Genomic DNA, 16,184 nt, shown 5'->3' with positions numbered 1-16,184 from the left:
TTTCCGTGCTCCCGTCCCGCCCGGCAACGGGCGGGACCCCGGCCGCCGCCCGATCGAAGAAGCCGACCTCCGAACTCGCTCGCCGCCGCCAGCGGCTGGGCTGGCTCTACTCGGCGCCGATGGCCCTCGTCGTCGTCGTGTTCTTCGTCCTGCCGTTGGCCCTGATGTTCTGGATGTCGTTCAACCACTGGCCGCTGCTCGGGGCGTCGGCACCGAACGGTGTCGAGAACTACCGGGCGCTGTCCGACCCGCTGTTCGTGCGGGCGCTGTGGTTCACGGTGAAGTACGCGGTCGTCACGACCGTCGTGCTCAGCCTCGTCGCGTTCGGGATGGCGCTGCTCGTGCAGGAGATCCGGCCCGGCGTCGGCTTCTTCCGCACGATCTACTTCCTGCCGGCCGCGGTCGGACTCGGGTCGGCGAGCCTGCTGTTCTACGGCCTCTACAACACCGGCGACTCGCCGTTGAACACCACGCTCGACGCGATCGGCATCGGCCCGGTCGACTGGCTGGGGACGAACAACAGCGCGCTGCTCTCCACGATCGGCATGATCACCTGGCGCTTCGCCGGGTTCTACATGCTGATTCTGCTGACAGGCCTGCACAGCATCAGCCCGATGCTCTACGAGGCCGCGCGCACCGACGGTGCCAGCCGGTGGCAGACGATGCGCCACGTCACGCTGCCGCTGCTGCGCCCGACGCTCGCGCTGATGCTGGTGCTGTCGGTGACCGGCTCGCTGCTGGCGTTCGAGCAGTTCTTCATCATGACCGGTGGCCGGCACGACACGACGACGCTCGCCGTCGACATCTATCGCGAAGCGTTCCTCTCCCAGGACCTCGGGCGCGCGGCGGCCGTGTCGGTGGCGCTCCTGCTGGTGCTGATCCTGATCAACGGAGCGCAATTGCGCCTCCTGCGGCGGAAGGACTCCTCGTGAAGCGCGCCGGCTATTACTCGACGACGTCCGCGCTGGCCGTGCTGTTCCTGCTCCCGATGATCTGGACGGTCTACCAGTCGCTGCACGGCGTCCGGGCGGCGAACGGTCAGGACGGCTGGGGCGTCGCGAACTACGAGCGGATGGTCGCCTACGGCGACGGGATCGCCTCCTACGTGCTGAACACGACCGTCGTGGCGGTGGTGACGGTCGCGCTGACCGTGGTGACGACGACGCTCGGCGGCTACGCGGTGGCGCGGCTGTCGTTCCGCGGCAAGAACGTGCTGTTCCTGCTGACGCTGGCGATCCTGATGGTGCCCTACACGACGATCCTGATCCCGCTCTACATCGTGCTGGGCTGGCTCGGGCTGCAGAACTCGCTGATCGGGCTCGGTCTGGTGCTGGTGATGTTCCAGCTGCCGTTCGGCCTCTTCATGATGCGTAATTCGTTCGAGGCCCTGCCGACGGAGCTGGAGGAAGCGGCGCTGATCGACGGCTGCTCGACCGGCGGCGCGCTGTGGCGGGTGCTGCTGCGCGGCGTCGCGCCGGGGATGGTGACCGTCGCGCTGTTCTCGTTCCTCGCGTCGTGGAACGAGTTCGTGGCACCGCTGATCTTCCTCACCGACGGCAGCAAGTTCACCTTGCCGGTCGCGTTGTACAACCTGCAGTCCGGGAACCTGGGCTCGATCGACTTCGGTGCGCTGCAAGCGGGGGTGGTGACCGCGGCGCTGCCGTGCGTCGCGGTGTTCCTGCTGCTCCAGCGCTACTACGTCAGCGGGTTCAGCGCCGGCGCGCTCAAAGGCTGAAAGGAACGTCCATGACAGGACCTGCCGCACCGACCACCGGTTCCCTGCACCCCCTGGGCCTCGACGCCGTCACGCTGGACCCCGCCGGGCTGCTCGGCGCGTGGCAGGGGCGTAACGCCGAGCAGACGCTTCCGCACTGCACGGAGCAGTTGGAGCTCGCCGGCAACATCGACAACCTGCGCCGCGTCGGTACCGCGGACGGGAAGTTTCAAGGCATGTGGTTCGCCGACTCCGACGTCTACAAGACGCTCGAAGCCGCGGCCTGGGAGCTGGGCCGCCGCCCGGACGCCACCGAGTTCACGAAAGGCGCGAAGAAATTCCTGGACGACACCGTCGAGCTGCTCGAACGCGCCCAGGACGACGACGGGTACCTCAACTCCTACTTCCAGACCGACCACCGGGATCAGCAGTGGGCCGAGCTGGTGTGGAGCCACGAGCTGTACTGCGCCGGACACCTGATCCAGGCTGCGGTGGCGGCTTCCCGGGCCGGGGTCGGCGCTCGGCTGCTGCCGTTGGCGCGGCGGTTCGCGGATCTGCTCGTCACGCGATTCGGTGAGGTGGACGGCGTCTGCGGGCACCCCGAGATCGAGACCGCGCTGGTCGAGCTGTACCGGGTCACCGGGCACCGGCCCTATCTCGACCTGGCCGCGCGGTTCGTCGACCTACGCGGGCACGGACTCCTGGGCGACGAGCCGAAGTTCGGCGCGCGGTACTACCAGGACCACGAGCCGGTGCGTGACGCCGACGAGGTCACCGGGCACGCCGTGCGGCAGTTGTACCTGCTGGCGGGGGTCGTGGACGTCGCGGTGGAGACCGCTGATTCGTCACTGCTCGAGGCGGCGACGCGGTTGTGGGAGTCCGCGTTCGACACGAAGACGTATCTGACCGGCGCGCACGGTTCCCGGCACCGTGACGAGGCGTTCGGTGACCCGTACGAGCTGCCGTCCGACCGCGCCTATGCCGAGACGTGTGCGGCGATCGCCAGCTTCTCGTGGAACTGGCGGATGTTGTTGGCCACCGGTGGTCACCGATACGCGGACGAGCTCGAGCGGGTGCTCTACAACGGCATCGCGGGGTCGACCGCGCTGGATGGTCGGCACTATTTCTACTCCAACCCGTTGCAGCTGCGGACCGGGCACGACGGCTCGCACGAGGATGCGCCGTCGCAGCGGTTGAGCTGGTATTCGTGCGCGTGCTGCCCGCCGAATCTGGCGCGGCTCGTGGCGTCGCTGCAGTGTTACGTGGCCACGGTGTCCGATACGGGGGTGCAGGTGCACCTGTATGCGCAGGGGCACGTCGTGACGCCGCACGGGGAGCTCGTCGTGAGCACGGACTATCCGTGGGACGGGCGGGTGTCGATCACCGTCACGCCCTCCGAGCCGGGGGCGGAGTGGACGCTCGCTCTCCGGATACCGGGCTGGTGCCCTTCGCCCCTCCTGAACGGGGAGCCAGTGGCGAGCGAGTACGCCGAGGTCACCCGCGCGTGGCAGCCCGGTGACGTCGTCACGCTCGACCTGCCGATGCCTGCGCGGGTGGTTTCCGCGCACCCGCGAGTCGACGCGATCCGCGGCTGCGCCGCGCTCCTGCGAGGCCCGCTGGTCTACTGCCTGGAACAGACCGACCTCCCCGCCGACGTCCTCCTCGACGACGTGTCCCTGGACGCGTCAGCACCGGTGGACGCCGCTCCGGGCGGCGACGCCTTCAGTGGCGCCGCACCGGGCGGCGACGCGGTCGCCGGGGGTATCGCGCCGATCGTGCTGCGCGCTGTCGGCCGCCACCGCGACCCGGCAGGCGCGCCGCTCTACCGCGCCGGCGGTGGCGCCGCAGAGGGCGGGCCCGCGGCGGGCGCGCCGGTTGTGCTCACGGCTGTGCCCTACTTCCTGTGGGCGAATCGGGCGGCCGGGGCGATGCGGGTATGGGTGCCTACCGCGTGAGTTCGGGGGTGGGGCGGCCGGCGGTCTTGGTCATGAGGGCGTCGATCTCAGCGCCGAGCGTCGCGAGCTTCTGGGTGTAGCGACACTCACCGCCGTACGCCCCGACGAAATCCACCCACGTACAGCCGAGGTTGGTGAACACCGAGACGACATAGCGCCGGGGCGCCTTGCCCGGCAACGCGGTGACGATGCCGGCGTCCGCGCCGGCACTCGGCACCAGCCCCGTCTTGTGGGCGAAGTCCACCTCGGCGTCCGCGACGCACCGCCGCACGTCACCGCTGTACCTGCGCTTCTCCACCCGGACCTCCCCCGACTCCGGGTCGATCCAGCGCCCCGCCACCGTCTGCGGGATCCCGCGAGCCGGATAATCCTGCCCGCACCAGTTGGCGGTGGAGAGCGCCTGGTTGAGCCCCTGATCCCGGAGACCGGCGTAGACCTCGGCCCGGGACTCGCGACTGAGCGTCCCGACCGTCACCGGATCACCGTTCGGGGTGGTCCACAGGATTCCGGGCGCCTCACTGAACAACAACAGCAGCCGCGAGGTGTCCAACGCGGTCATCGTCAGGCCCTCGAACGACCAACCGCCCCCGTCCGTCGGGTCGGTGTCCACCACCCGCAACGTCGTCAACCCGAGCGACCGCAGCGCCGCGTTCATCGGATCGACGCCGCCCCGCTCGTGCAACATCATCAGCAACGCGCACGTGGCGCTGTTGCTCGAATACGTGATCATCGCGTCGAGCCACTCCGACACCGTGTGCCTGCCGGGCTTCGCCCCATCGGGGCAGCTGGCCTTCCGCGGCTTGTAGTCGTACGTCTCGTCGAACCGGACGCCACCCCGGTCATGGAGACGCCCGACACCGAACGCCACCATCAGCTTGAACACCGACGCCGGGTACGGCGACATGAACTCCAGCGGGGCGTCGCCACGCCCGGACAGGATCGGTTCGGCGGACTGCTTCGCCGCCCAGGTGTCGTTGCTCCAGCGCGTCCACCGGACGCCGGGCGCAGCCATGTTCCGCGTGACCGGCACCACGACACCGTTCGGGTAGTCCTGGGAGAGCAGCGTGTTCGCCGCAGCGACCGGCCGACCGGCGTCGTCGAGCTCGATGACCGCCACGTCGACATTCGGCACCGCGGGCGGCCGCTTGCCGGTCTTCGTGTTGACGACCCCGTCGAAGTCCTGCGCGTCGACGATGTCACGCAGCCGCTTACCGAGCCACGCGGAGCGCTCCGCGTCGGGCCCGGCCGCACCGACACCCGGGCTGGGCGGCGGCGCGCTGGAATTCGCCGGCGCGAGCGGGGCGGCCTCGCTGCGCTGGGTCTGCGCGGGTTCGTCGTCGCCTTCGCAGGCGGTCATCAGGCCGCTTCCCAGCACGGCTCCGACGACCACCGAGGCGAGCACAGGTACCAGCCGTCGCGTCCGGCGCATGGAGCGTATTGAACCAACGGGAACGCAAGTTCGCGCCGGAACACGCGGACATTACGGAAAAACAGGGTCGGCCAGGAGTGATGGACTCACTCCTGGCCGACCAGGGTCGGGCCGGTGCGGCGCTCTGCCCAGCGCCACTCGGCCCCTATCGGGGATGAACTTCGGTCAGGCGTACACGTTCAGCGACGTGCCGGTCGTGGCCTGCACCAGCGCGGCGTGCTGGCGGGCGGCCTCGGCTTCCCGTGCCTCCTGCGAGGCGACGCGCTGCTGCGCGCCGGCCTCGGCGATGGCACGCACCGCCTCGCCCTTCTGCTTCGACGCCACGGCGGCCTGGTCCTCCTGGCCCTCCATGGCGCTGCGGACTAACGCGTAGGCGGCGGGACGGGGGTCGGAGACGCTGCTGATCGACATTCAAGGCTCCTCGTGAACAGGGTTGGGGATGGTCGGTGCCGGCGGGCTCGCCCGCCGGCACCGCGTCAGGTGTAGACGTCGAACGCGGCCTGGGACTTCGCCTGATTGAGCTCAGCCTGGTCCTTGGCGACCGCGGCCTTCGCGGCCTTGAGTTCGGACGTCGCCTGCTGCGCGGCCTGGGCCTTCTTCTCGGCGTCGGCCTTGCGCTGATCCACCTGCTGCTGGTCGGCCTTGACTGCCCGGTTTGCTTCCTCGACGCGGCTGTTGGTGCCCGTCGTCCGAGCCGGGGCGAACAGACCTGATAACGAAGACCCGCCTACGGTTCCTACGGACATCCCGACCTCCTCTGGGCAAACCGGCCTTCGGCATCCGTGCCAGCGGTCCGGTCGTTGCAACAGAGGTGTCGGCATCCGTAAGAGTCGGATGAGAAGTCGTCAGGGGAATTTTTCGTCGTCCAGGTCACGCTACCCGGCGGTAACCTCGAGATCGCGGGGTGCGCCGATCGCGCGGAGCCGGGCTGCGGTGTCCTCGTCGAGGCTCTCCGCCAGGTCGAGTGCCGCGATGTCGGCGTGGATCTGGTCCGGACGGGTCGCGCCGAAGAGCACGCTCGCCACAGCGGTGTTGAGCAGCGGAAACGCCAGCGCGAGCGCGGCCGGCTCGACCTGCAGCTCCGCCGCCAGCGCAGCCACTTCCCGCCCCGCAGCCACCGCCTCCGCGAACCGCGGATCCTTCCCCGCCTCGGCGTGCCTCACCTGCGGCGCCGCTCCGGACGCATCCCCCGCCGCCGGGCCACCGCCGGCTGCGGCGGGGGCCTCGTCGGCGTATTTGCCGGTCAGGAGGCCGCCGGCGAGGGCGTAGGAGGCCACTACGGCGGTGTTGGCGGCTGCCAAGGCGCGGACGAGCTGGTCGTCCTCGACGACGTCACGCTTGATCAGGCTGTAGGGCAGCTGGGCGGCGGCCGGGGCCGGACCCCGGGCCATGTCGGCGATCTGCGCCGCCTCCAGCACCTGGTCGGCGCTCCAGTTCAGCACACCCCAGGCGCGGGCCTTCCCCGCCTCGATCAGCCCGACGATCTGCTCCATCGCCGCGTCGAGCGGCAACCCCTCCGGCAACGACTCGGCGTAGATCACGTCGACGTGATCGAGCCCCATCCGCCGCAACGAGGCATCGAGCTCCGCGGCAGCGTCCTGCTCGGGCCAGAACTCCCACCACAGCTTGTTCGCGACGACAACTTCGTCCCGCGGCCAGCCGGAGGCCCGGAACACCTCGCCGAACACGATCTCGGAATACCCGGTGGGGATCGGGGCGGTGCCGGTCTCGTCGTCGTAACGCGCGTCGTCCAGGAACGAGATCCCTGCCTCGCGGGCGGCGTTCAGCACCGCGACGCCCTCGTCGCGCGAGATCCGCTCGAACGTTCGCCACGAACCCAGCGCGAGCCTGCTCACGGTGAGCCCGGAAGCTCCCAGTGCTCTGGTCGGCATGTTCATCCTGCTCAGATTACCCTCGGTGAATTCGGGTTCCCCAGGAGCCGGGGGATGAACCGGGACAATCAGGGAGTTCCGGTTGGTGCCGAAGCTTCGACGGGCGCGGGCCCGAGATCCTCGACCAAGCGGCCTTCCATGCGGGGCAGTGCGGTGAGCATGGCGCCGACCACGGCGGCCATGGCCACCAGTAACAGGACGATGAACATTCCGCCTCCCGGCAACGGCTGCGGCCCGGCGCCGCGTTCGGAACGGAGTTACCCCGTCCCCGGGAATCAATGCCTATCTCTGGCGTGTCAGTACGACCCCGGCGCGTCGGCCGGACCAGTCCAATTCAGACACCTCAGCGGTAACGCAGGTCACATTGGTCACCCTGCGGCGACGAGCGCCCGAGCCCGCTCCAGGCGTCGAACCCGCGGCACGATCTCCCGCGCGAACACCGGCAACTCGGCCTCCGGATCCCCCAGCTCCACCACGATCAGACCCACCCCCGCCCGCGAATACCCCACCAACTGCTCCGCGACCACGTCGAAGTCCGCGCCGCCGAGGCTGAGCGGCACAGCCAAGGCGAAGCCGACGTGGCGGTTCGTCACGGCCGCTTCGCCTTCGAAGGCGGCCACGCGGCCGGGGACCTCGGTGGGGGCGAGTTCGGGGTGGAGGAACCAGTCGCCGATGCGGGCGGCCAGGGGCTGGGCGGCGCGCCAGCCGCCGGACACCACGATCTCCGGCGCCACCCCGGGCTGCACGGTGGGCCGCAACCCTCGCGCCCGGAAGTGCTGACCGTCCACGTCGACCGACTCACCGCGCCACAACCCCCGCACGATCCGCGCGAACTCCTCCGCACGGTGGTCATCGGGGTGCGGGCCACTCCGCAGGTCGATCGCGAACCGTCCACCGGAGACCCGTGCCGCCACCGCGCCGAACCGCGCGAGCAGCGCGGGATGCCACGCCGCCACCGAGATCGGCGCGACCACTGTGAGCCGCCGCGCCGCACCGAGCAACGCGAGCGTCGTCTCGCTCGACAACCCCGCGTCACCCCCGCTGAACACGTAGTCGAGACCGAGGATGTCGGCGAGCGCGGTGAGCCGACGCGCCTGCGCCACAGCCGCGTCGTTGTCGACCGACGGGGAGAGATGCGGCCGGCCGGTGCGGCCGACGGAGAGACGGATGCCGAACGTCAAGGGAACTTCCATACCCTCACCGTAGCAACAATTCCTATCGATTCAATAGGGATAGACTGAAGGTGACGCCCCCGCAGGGCCTGCCGAAGACCTGACGACACCGCGTAGTAGGTTCAGCGCCGGAGATCAGGGAGGACACGTGGTCGACGGGCTGGCCACCGCGGTGACGGTCGTGGCGCTGGTGCTCGCGGCATGGGCGTTGATCGAGGTCATCCGGAACAAGGCACCGCGCAGGCCGCTGCTGGCCGGGGTCGCCGGGCTCGAAGCGCTGCTCGTCGTGCAGGTCGTCGTCGCCGTCGTGAAACTGGCGACCGACCGCACGCCGGACGAGCTCGCCACGTTCCTCGGGTACCTGATCGCGTCGCTGATCATTCTGCCGGCCGCGTACTTCTGGGCCTGGTCGGAGAAGAACCGGTCGGCGACCGGCGTCCTCGGCGTCGCCTGCCTGGTGATCCCGGTGCTGGTGCTGCGGATGAACCAGGTGTGGCATGGCTGAGGGCACCGCCCACGGCCCGGGTCGCATCCTCGTCGCGGTCTACGGGCTCTTCGCGCTCGCGGCCGGCGCCCGGGCCGGCGTCCAGCTCGCGACGAAGTTCTCCGAGGCGCCGATCGCGTACCTGCTGTCCGGGTTCGCCGCGCTGGTGTACATCGGCGCCACCGTCGCACTCGCCCGGCAGTGGTGGCGCGCGGCGCTGGTCTGCTGCTCGATCGAACTCGTCGGGGTGCTCGCGGTGGGCACCGCCAGCCTTCTGCTGCCGGACGATTTTCCGGACGCGACGGTCTGGTCGGATTACGGCAGCGGATACGGGTTCGTCCCTCTCGTCCTGCCCGTACTCGGACTGATCTGGCTATGGCGTACTCGGCCGGACCGGTGATCTTAGCCCTCCACGGTTTGGCCATCGTCCACAGAGGTTCCTAAGCTGGCTGGGTTCGGCCCCACATCCGTTGCTTTCGCGCCCCGGGGAGCACGATGGACACCGCCAGACGCTCGTTCGTGGGACGTGGCCCGGAGCAGGCCGTCCTCGCCGACGCGTGGGCCGCGACGCTGGCCGGGAACCCCCGCGTCGTCAGCGTGACCGGGGTGCCCGGGGCGGGCAAGTCCCGGCTGGTCGAGCACTTCGTCGGCGGCCTCCCCGACGCGACGTCGATCTGGGTGTCCGCGGACGAGAACGAGGTCGACCTGCAGTGGGAGGTGCTGCGGCAGGCCGTCTCCCGGCTGCCTTCCTCCGCTGCCGGCGAGTCGATCGATCCGCAGGCCAACCCGGTGTTCGTCGGTGAATCGCTCGCCGGTGACCTGCAGCGCCTGGGTCCGGCCGTTCTGATCGTCGACGACGCGCACTGGGCCGACCGGGCGTCGATCGAGGCGATCCGGTACGCCGCCCGGCGCACGCACGCGGCGCCCCTGCTCGTCGTCGTCATCCATCACCCGGCCGGGGCGGTGCGGCGGATCCCCGACGGCCGGCCCAACCCCGGCCTGCCCGACGGCTGGCGTCGGATGGTGGAGTCCGACCGCGGGGTAGAACTCGAGGTGACCGGGCTCGCGCCCGACGAGCTCATGCAGCTCGCCGCACACGCCGGCCGGTCCGGTCTCTCGCCCGCCGCCGCGGCACGCCTCTGGCGCCTCACCGACGGAAACCCCTTACACGTCCGTCACCTGCTGCCTCAGCTTTCGATGCGGACGCTGGCCGCGGACAGCAACCCGCTGCCGGCACCGCACTCGATCTCCGCGACGATCGCGTCCCAGCTGGCGACGTGCCGCGCCCCGGCCAGGGAACTCGTGTCCGCGGCGGCCGTGCTCGGGGAACGGTTCCGGCTGAGCGACGCGGGCTCCGTCGCCGAGCTGTCCGGGGCGACGCTGAGCAGCGCGATCGCCGAGGCGCTGGAGGTCGGGCTCGTCGCCGAGGTACCCAACAGTGGTGGGCGGGAGTTCCTGTTCGCCGATCGGCTGACCCGCTCGTCGCTCTACCACGACCGGGCGCTGGCGCACCGCCAGGAGCTGCACCGGCGGGCGGCGACGCTCGGCGGACCCGCTTCGCTCGATCACCGGCTCGCCGCCGCCGCCGGTGGCCCCGACGAAACTCTGGCCGACGACACCGAGCGCGCCGCCCGGGAGCGGTGGCGCCGCGGTGACCTGACCGTCGCCGCCGCCCTGTACCGGCACGCGCTGGAGCTGACGCCCCGCGGGCCGGTGCGGTCCGGACGGGTGCTCACCACCGTCGAGGCGCTCATCGTCGCCGGCGACGCCGCAGGCGCCCAGGACTACGAGATCGACGTCCAGGGCGCGCCCGCCGGTCCCTGGCGCGACTACGTAGCGGGCTACCAGCTACTCCTGGCCGGCCGCATCCCCGAAGCCACAGTGGAACTCGAGAAGTCCCTCGCAGCCGTCCGAGCCGGTGCCCCGCTGGAACCGGGCGCGCCCGCGTCGGGGGATCTGCATGCTCGGGTCGCGGCGCAGCTCGCGATCATCGGCATCCTGACGCTCGACTACCGCGAGATGATCCGGTACGGCGAGGAAGCCGTCGGAGCACCGGCCACCGAACCCTGGGTGGCCGCCTACACCCACTTCTCCCTCGCAATCGGCCTCACGCTCTCCGGCCGGTCCGAAGAGGCGATCGAGACGCTCGCCGACGCCGACGCCCCGGGCGCGGCCGGCGCCCTGGACGCGCTGTGCGCCCGGGGCATGATCGCGCTCTGGACCGACCGCCTCGTCGACGCCGACCGCGACCTCCGGCAGTCGGTGGCCCGCGCCACCGCCGGTGAGGCGCTGCGCATCGGGCAGGCGCTGGGGTTCCTCGCCGAGGTCGAGTACCGGCGCGGCGAGCTGGCCGACTCGGTGCTGCACTCCGAACTCGCCCTCGGTGACGCCGAGGAGAACGTCCGGATCTGGGAGTTCGCAATCCTGCACGCGCTGGCGTGCTACCCGCGGGCGGCCCGCGCCGAGTGGGGAGCTGCCGAGGCACACGTGCGGTCGGCCGCACACTGGGCCGGTCTGGTCGGCGCCGGCAGCGGCCTGGCGTACGCGGCGGGCGGGCTCGCGGCGATCGCGCAGGCCAAGGACGACCCGGTCGCGCTGCTCGCCGCCGCAACCGACATCGAGAAGCACTACGACTCCCAGGAACCCGGTACCCACCTGTTCGGACCGCTCCGCGCGGACGCGCTGGCCCAACTCGGCCGCGCCGACGAAGCCGACGAAGCCCTGGACGTGTACCTGTCCCACCTCGCGCGGCCCGACCGCCGCTCGGCGCTGCTCAGCGTCGCCCGGGTCCGGGCCAGGATCGCGCTGGCCCGCGGCCGCGCCGAGGAGGCGCTGGCCGAGTGCACCGACGCTCTGGCGCTGGCCACCGAGGTCGGGCTGCCGCTCGAGGTGGCCCGCGTCAACCTGCTGACCGCGCGCTGCCTGGCCGCGCTCGACCGGCCCGCACCGGCGGTGGCCGCGTTACGCACCGCACTGCTGCAGGCACGCACCCTCGGGGCCACCGCGTACGTCGACCAGGCCACCCGGGCCGCCCAGGAGCTGGGCCTGTCGATCGAAACCCCCGAGGCGGTGTTCGCCGGCCTCACCGCCACCGAGCGCGGTATCGCCCGGCTCATCGGCGCCAACCGCACGAACAAGCAGATCGCCGCCGAGCTGTCGCTGAGCGTCAAGACCGTCGAGGGCCACCTCACAGCGGTCTACCGCAAGCTCGGCGTCGACGGCAGGATCGAACTCCGGGATCTCGCCACCCGACCCGCGGCAGGCTGACCCCAGGGGTCGTGCCCCCAAAACCAAGGGTCGCCCCCGGAAGACAACGAAGGTTCCCGCTTTCTACGCTGTCTGGCCAGTGGCAGCTACGGGGGGCGGAATGCGTCTCATCATTGAGCTGAGCCAAACCCCGCAGGGACGGCTCGAAGGCAGTGTCGCGCGCCCGGATTCGGTCGACGAACTGCAATTCGAGGGCATCGTCGAACTGGTCGGGGTTTTGGAGCAGCATCTACGTGCACCGGGCGACGGCGGCGGGCCAGGGTGAGTCACCCCAAAGTCCGGGGTCGCTCCCCGTTCCGCGCAGTCCCCCCGTCACCGTAGGTTTCCAAGCACACCACACCGGGCCTGGGGCTCCAGCAGGGGCCGTTGGCGCTCCGGTCCGGTGGGTGGGGGTGGTGCCCGGCCCGGGGGGGGCCGGCCTGTTCGGTGGGCGTCCGAGGGAGTGGCGCCCACCGAGTCAGGCCCTAACTCGGCACAATCCGCGCCGGCTCGTTGCGCGGCAGGCACACGATGAAGCGGGTGTCGCCCGGCACGCTCTCGACGCTCAGGTCACCGCCGTGCCGGTTGACGACGATCCGCCACGAGATGTCGAGTCCGAGCCCCGTGCCGTCACCGACCCCCTTGGTCGTGAAGAACGGCTCGAAGATGCGCTCCTTGATGTCGTCCGGAACACCGGAACCGGTGTCGCAGACCTCGACCTGCACCGGGCTGTCCGGATCCTCCGGACGCCGCAGGCTGGTGCGGATCGTGAGCGTCCCCTTGCCGTTCATCGCCGCGATCGCGTTGACGATGAGGTTCGTCCAGACCTGGTTGAGCTCACCCGGGTAGGCCGGCACCTGCGGGAGCGTCCGGTCGTACTCCTTGACGACCGTGATGTCCTTCTTGTTGATCTTGCCGGAGAGCATCACCAGCGTGCTGTCGATACCCTCGTGGACGTCGATCCACTGGTGCGGCGCCCGGTCGAGCTGCGAGTACTGCTTCGCGGCCGTGACCAGCTCGGAGATGCGCCCCGACGCCTGCGAGATCTCCTGCATCAGCTGCTCGGTCTCGAGCGTGTAGCCGATCCAGTGCAGCGCGCTGTCGAGGTGGTGCCCGCCGAGCCGCTCCTCGGCGTCCTCCACCCAGTCGACGTCGATACCGGCCGCGACCAGCGTCGGCGCCAGGTCCCACGCGAACGGGACGTCGCGCTCCTCGAGCCAGTCACCCAGTTCGTCCTCGCGGTCGCTGGCCTCGACCGGTGACAGATCCTTCGCTTTCGCGCACCGCTCGACAGCGTCTTCCTGCAGGTCGACGAGCACGGCGAGCCGCTCGCGGGGAATGTCGCCGCGGGCCAGCGCCGCCAGCTTGTGGCGGGACTTGGCCACGCGCTCGCGCAGCAACGACGCGGCACGCGCGGTGGCGGCGGCCGGGTTGTTGAGCTCGTGCGTGAGGCCGGCGGTCAGCGACCCCAGCGCCTGCAGCTTCTCCCGCGACCCGACGGTGGCCTGGCTGGCCTGCCCGCCGTAGTACAGACCCTCCAGCAGGTGGACGGTCATCGGGAACCACGTGGAGACGACGGTCGCCCAGTCGTCCGAGGACAGGACGAAGAACCGCGCCTTGGTCAGCGCGCTCACCGTCTGCAGGTACCGCTGCGGCACCCGGTCGCCGAGGTAGGCCAGGTAGGCACCGGCGTACGAGCCGGCCTTGTCGGTGCGCGAGATCTCGACCCGCGCACCACCGACCGTCCGGCTCAGCTTGACCGTCCCGGACAGCAGGACGAAGAAGCACGTCGCCGGGTCCCCCTCGGCGTACACGGTGCCCGGCTCCCACTCCTCGACCGCACCGTGCTCGGACAACCACGCCAGCTGCTCGGGGTTGAGCGCCTCGAACAGGAACAGCTTCTGGAGCTCGTCAGGGCTCACCCGGTCAGCCATCGCAGCGTCCTCCTTCGCCTACGAACTCAAATACCGATGAACGAGCGTGACCGCCATGGCGCCTTCGCCGACCGCGGACGCGACCCGCTTCACCGACTGCGACCGAACGTCTCCCGCGACGAAGACACCCGGAACACTCGTCTCCAAGGGGAACGGATCCCGGTCGGCATTCCATCCCTTCGGACGGGCCCCGTCTTCGCCGAGCAGGTCGGTGCCGGCGAGCACGAACCCCGCCTCGTCGCGGACCAGCACTCCGTCCATCCAGCCGGTGAGCGGGGCAGCGCCGATGAACACGAAACAGAACCCGGCGTCGACCGCCTCGATTGCGCCGGTGTCCTCGTTCTTCAGGTCGATGCGCTGCAGACGCCCCTCGCCCAGGCACGCGCAGACGGTCGTGCGTGTCTGCACCTGCACGTTCTCGATCTCGGCGAGCTGCTTGATCAGGTACGCCGACATCGACGCCTCGAGGTTCGGGCCACGGACGACCAGCCGCACCTTCGACGCGTGCTTGGAGAAGAACACCGCCGCCTGGCCGGCCGAGTTGGCGCCGCCGACGATGACGACCTCCTGCCCGGCACAAGCCGGGGCCTCCACAGCAGCGGAGCCGTAGTAGACGCCGCGCCCGGTCAGGTCGTCGATTCCGTCGGCCTGCAGGCGCCGGTAGGAGACGCCGGTGGCCAGCACGACCGCGTGCGCCGCGATCTCGGTACCGTCTTCGAACTTCACGCCGCGTGCCGAACCCTTGACGATCAGCTCGCAGGCCTTGCGCGTCGTCAGGATCTCGGCGCCGAACTTGATCGCCTGCCGGCGGGCGCGGTCGGTCAGCTGTGCGCCGCTCACGCCGTCGGGAAAGCCGAGGTAGTTCTCGATGCGCGAGCTCTGACCCGCCTGGCCGCCGGTGGCCTGCTGCTCGACCAGGACGGTCCTTAAGCCCTCGGACGCCGCGTAGACCGCGGCCCCGAGCCCGGCCGGGCCGCCCCCGACGATGATGACGTCGTAGAACTTCTCCGCGGGGTTGGTCGCGAGACCCACCCTGCCGGCGAGCTCGTTCGGCGACGGGTTGCGCAGGACCTCGCCCTCCGGCGTCACCACCAGCGGGATGACGTCGGGCTGCTGCGGGTCGGCGTCGGCCGATTCGAGCAGCCGCCGCCCCTCCGCGGTGTCGGCCAGGTACCAGCGGTAGGGCACCTGGTTGCGGGCGAGGAAGTCACGCAGCTCGAACGACGCGGGCGAGAACTGGTGCCCGACGACCTTGATCTCCTCGACCGGCGAGTCGCCGGCGGCCTGCCAGGTGGCGATCAGCGCGTCGACGATCGGGTAGAGCTTCTCCTCCGGCGGGTCCCACGGCTTGAGCAGGTAGTGATCGACGTCGACCACGTTGATCGCCTGGATCGCGGCGTCGGTGTCGGCGTAGGCGGTCAGCAGTGCACGGCGGGCGCGCGGGAACAGGTCCATCGCGGCCTCGAGGAACTCGATGCCGTTCATGTGGGGCATCCGGTAGTCGGCGAGGATCGCCGCCACCCGGTCGCCGCGCAGTTTGATTTCCTTCAGCGCGTCCAGTGCCTGCGGACCGGAGTCGGCCCGCATCACCCGGTAGTCCTCGCCGTACCGACGCCGCAGGTCGCGCGCTACGGCGCGCGACACCGACGGATCGTCGTCGACGGTGAGCAGGACCGGCTTGCCCATCAGCCCTCCCGGACACGCAGGGCGCCGGCGCGCCCTGACCGTCACCTAGTCTGCCCTGCCGCGGGGGCGTCGGCACCGGTCAGACCGGTCTTTGCTGAATCGAACCCGCTAGGTCGGCCAGCCGGTCTGTTCCCCGAGCATCCCGTGGATCCGCCCGAACAGTAGTTTGGCCTGGCCACGGGCGTCCGCGATGATCGCGTCCGGCTCGCTCAGATCGGCCTCGGTGCGCCACGTGAACGGGTGGTCGGCGGTCCCCGCGGTGCCCGACGCCGCGAGCGCGACGAACATGTGGTCGACGTGCACGTGGTCGGCGTCGGTGTGGCGGTCGGGGCCGACCGGAACCTCGACGATCCACCACGGCGGGGAGACCGGCGGGTGCGGATAGCCGTCGGGATACCGCTCGTGCGGCGGGGGCAGCAGCCGGGCGGTGAGCCCGGTCTCCTCGGCCACCTCGCGCAGCGCCGCCTCGGCCGCGGTCTCGTCGGTCTCCACGTGGCCGCCGGGCGGGATCCACACGCCCAGCCGGGGGTGGAACACGAGCCCGAGGCAGTACCGCCCCTCGACCAGCCCGAACGTGAAGACCGTCGCGGTCGCCTCCTTGATCACGAGTCGAACGCTACCGCCGGGCGATTCCCGATCCGCGCTCGCCCGCGCGCGTGGCGCGGTCGCCCG

The 16,184-nt window shown here is 70.7% G+C and carries 16 protein-coding genes; 7 read left to right on the top strand and 9 right to left on the bottom strand.

Annotation, left to right across the window (positions count from 1 at the left end):
* The first annotated feature begins 5 nt into the window (after positions 1–5).
* From ACGFY5_RS19970 to ACGFY5_RS19960, 3 genes are read left to right on the top strand one after another with little or no spacing between them, the layout of a single operon-like run.
* Positions 6–932: a carbohydrate ABC transporter permease gene (locus ACGFY5_RS19970; RefSeq protein ID WP_392721719.1), complete on the top strand. Its 927-nt coding sequence runs from the start codon at positions 6–8 to the stop codon at positions 930–932.
* Positions 933–988: 56 nt separating this feature from the next.
* Positions 989–1,735 carry a carbohydrate ABC transporter permease gene (locus ACGFY5_RS19965; protein ID WP_392722555.1) on the top strand — a complete coding sequence of 249 codons (747 nt, stop codon included), beginning with the start codon at positions 989–991 and terminating at the stop codon, positions 1,733–1,735.
* Between the two features lie 11 nt (positions 1,736–1,746).
* Entirely contained in the window at positions 1,747–3,669 is a 1,923-nt protein-coding gene (locus ACGFY5_RS19960) for a glycoside hydrolase family 127 protein (protein WP_392721718.1), read from the top strand.
* On the opposite strand, the gene ACGFY5_RS19955 is transcribed toward ACGFY5_RS19960, so the two are convergent.
* The 6 genes from ACGFY5_RS19955 to ACGFY5_RS19930 all read right to left on the bottom strand — a co-directional run bounded on the left by ACGFY5_RS19955 (position 3,659) and on the right by ACGFY5_RS19930 (position 8,183).
* Positions 3,659–5,098, bottom strand: a complete 1,440-nt coding sequence (locus ACGFY5_RS19955; RefSeq protein WP_392721717.1) for a serine hydrolase — start codon at positions 5,096–5,098, stop codon at positions 3,659–3,661. The two genes, ACGFY5_RS19960 and ACGFY5_RS19955, sit on opposite strands and share 11 nt — an antisense overlap.
* Before the next feature lie 165 nt (positions 5,099–5,263).
* Positions 5,264–5,509: a hypothetical protein gene (locus ACGFY5_RS19950; RefSeq protein WP_392721715.1), complete on the bottom strand. Its 246-nt coding sequence runs from the start codon at positions 5,507–5,509 to the stop codon at positions 5,264–5,266.
* 65 nt (positions 5,510–5,574) lie between these two features.
* Positions 5,575–5,844, bottom strand: a complete 270-nt coding sequence (locus ACGFY5_RS19945) for a hypothetical protein (RefSeq protein WP_392721714.1) — start codon at positions 5,842–5,844, stop codon at positions 5,575–5,577.
* A gap of 129 nt (positions 5,845–5,973) precedes the next feature.
* The gene (locus ACGFY5_RS19940; protein ID WP_392721713.1) at positions 5,974–6,996 is read right to left on the bottom strand and encodes an aldo/keto reductase; all 1,023 of its coding nucleotides are present in this window, start codon (positions 6,994–6,996) and stop codon (positions 5,974–5,976) included.
* Positions 6,997–7,058: 62 nt separating this feature from the next.
* Complete coding sequence (locus tag ACGFY5_RS19935; protein ID WP_392721711.1) at positions 7,059–7,199, bottom strand: hypothetical protein; 141 nt, start codon at positions 7,197–7,199, stop codon at positions 7,059–7,061.
* Between the two features lie 159 nt (positions 7,200–7,358).
* A complete protein-coding gene (locus ACGFY5_RS19930) occupies positions 7,359–8,183 on the bottom strand; it encodes an LLM class flavin-dependent oxidoreductase (RefSeq protein ID WP_392721710.1) in 825 nt (274 codons plus the stop codon).
* Between the two features lie 127 nt (positions 8,184–8,310).
* On the opposite strand from ACGFY5_RS19930, the gene ACGFY5_RS19925 reads away from it, so the two are divergent.
* The 4 genes from ACGFY5_RS19925 (at position 8,311) to ACGFY5_RS19910 (ending at position 12,178) form a co-directional block, all read left to right on the top strand.
* Positions 8,311–8,667, top strand: a complete 357-nt coding sequence (locus tag ACGFY5_RS19925) for a hypothetical protein (RefSeq protein ID WP_392721709.1) — start codon at positions 8,311–8,313, stop codon at positions 8,665–8,667.
* On the top strand, positions 8,660–9,046 hold the full coding sequence (locus ACGFY5_RS19920; RefSeq protein ID WP_392721707.1) for a hypothetical protein: 387 nt from the start codon (positions 8,660–8,662) through the stop codon (positions 9,044–9,046). The genes ACGFY5_RS19925 and ACGFY5_RS19920 overlap by 8 nt, the downstream gene beginning before the upstream one ends.
* Before the next feature lie 95 nt (positions 9,047–9,141).
* Positions 9,142–11,913, top strand: a complete 2,772-nt coding sequence (locus tag ACGFY5_RS19915) for an ATP-binding protein (RefSeq protein ID WP_392721706.1) — start codon at positions 9,142–9,144, stop codon at positions 11,911–11,913.
* 100 nt (positions 11,914–12,013) lie between these two features.
* On the top strand, positions 12,014–12,178 hold the full coding sequence (locus ACGFY5_RS19910) for a hypothetical protein (protein ID WP_392721705.1): 165 nt from the start codon (positions 12,014–12,016) through the stop codon (positions 12,176–12,178).
* A gap of 199 nt (positions 12,179–12,377) precedes the next feature.
* Here ACGFY5_RS19910 and ACGFY5_RS19905 read toward each other — a convergent pair whose 3' ends face one another.
* The 3 genes from ACGFY5_RS19905 to ACGFY5_RS19895 all read right to left on the bottom strand — a co-directional run bounded on the left by ACGFY5_RS19905 (position 12,378) and on the right by ACGFY5_RS19895 (position 16,118).
* Positions 12,378–13,826 (bottom strand): ATP-binding protein, encoded by a 1,449-nt coding sequence (locus ACGFY5_RS19905; protein WP_392721704.1) that lies wholly within the window; start codon positions 13,824–13,826, stop codon positions 12,378–12,380.
* Positions 13,827–13,844: 18 nt separating this feature from the next.
* Positions 13,845–15,512, bottom strand: coding sequence for an FAD-dependent oxidoreductase (locus tag ACGFY5_RS19900; RefSeq protein ID WP_392721702.1), 1,668 nt, complete (start codon positions 15,510–15,512; stop codon positions 13,845–13,847).
* Positions 15,513–15,620: 108 nt separating this feature from the next.
* Positions 15,621–16,118 (bottom strand): NUDIX domain-containing protein, encoded by a 498-nt coding sequence (locus ACGFY5_RS19895; RefSeq protein WP_392721701.1) that lies wholly within the window; start codon positions 16,116–16,118, stop codon positions 15,621–15,623.
* Between the last annotated feature and the right edge of the window lie 66 nt (positions 16,119–16,184).

The organism is Cryptosporangium sp. NPDC048952 (genome assembly GCF_043197895.1).
Taxonomy (GTDB): Bacteria; Actinomycetota; Actinomycetes; order Mycobacteriales; family Cryptosporangiaceae; genus Cryptosporangium.
Note: the sequence above shows the minus strand (reverse complement) of the source record. Positions and strands in the feature narration are given on the sequence as shown.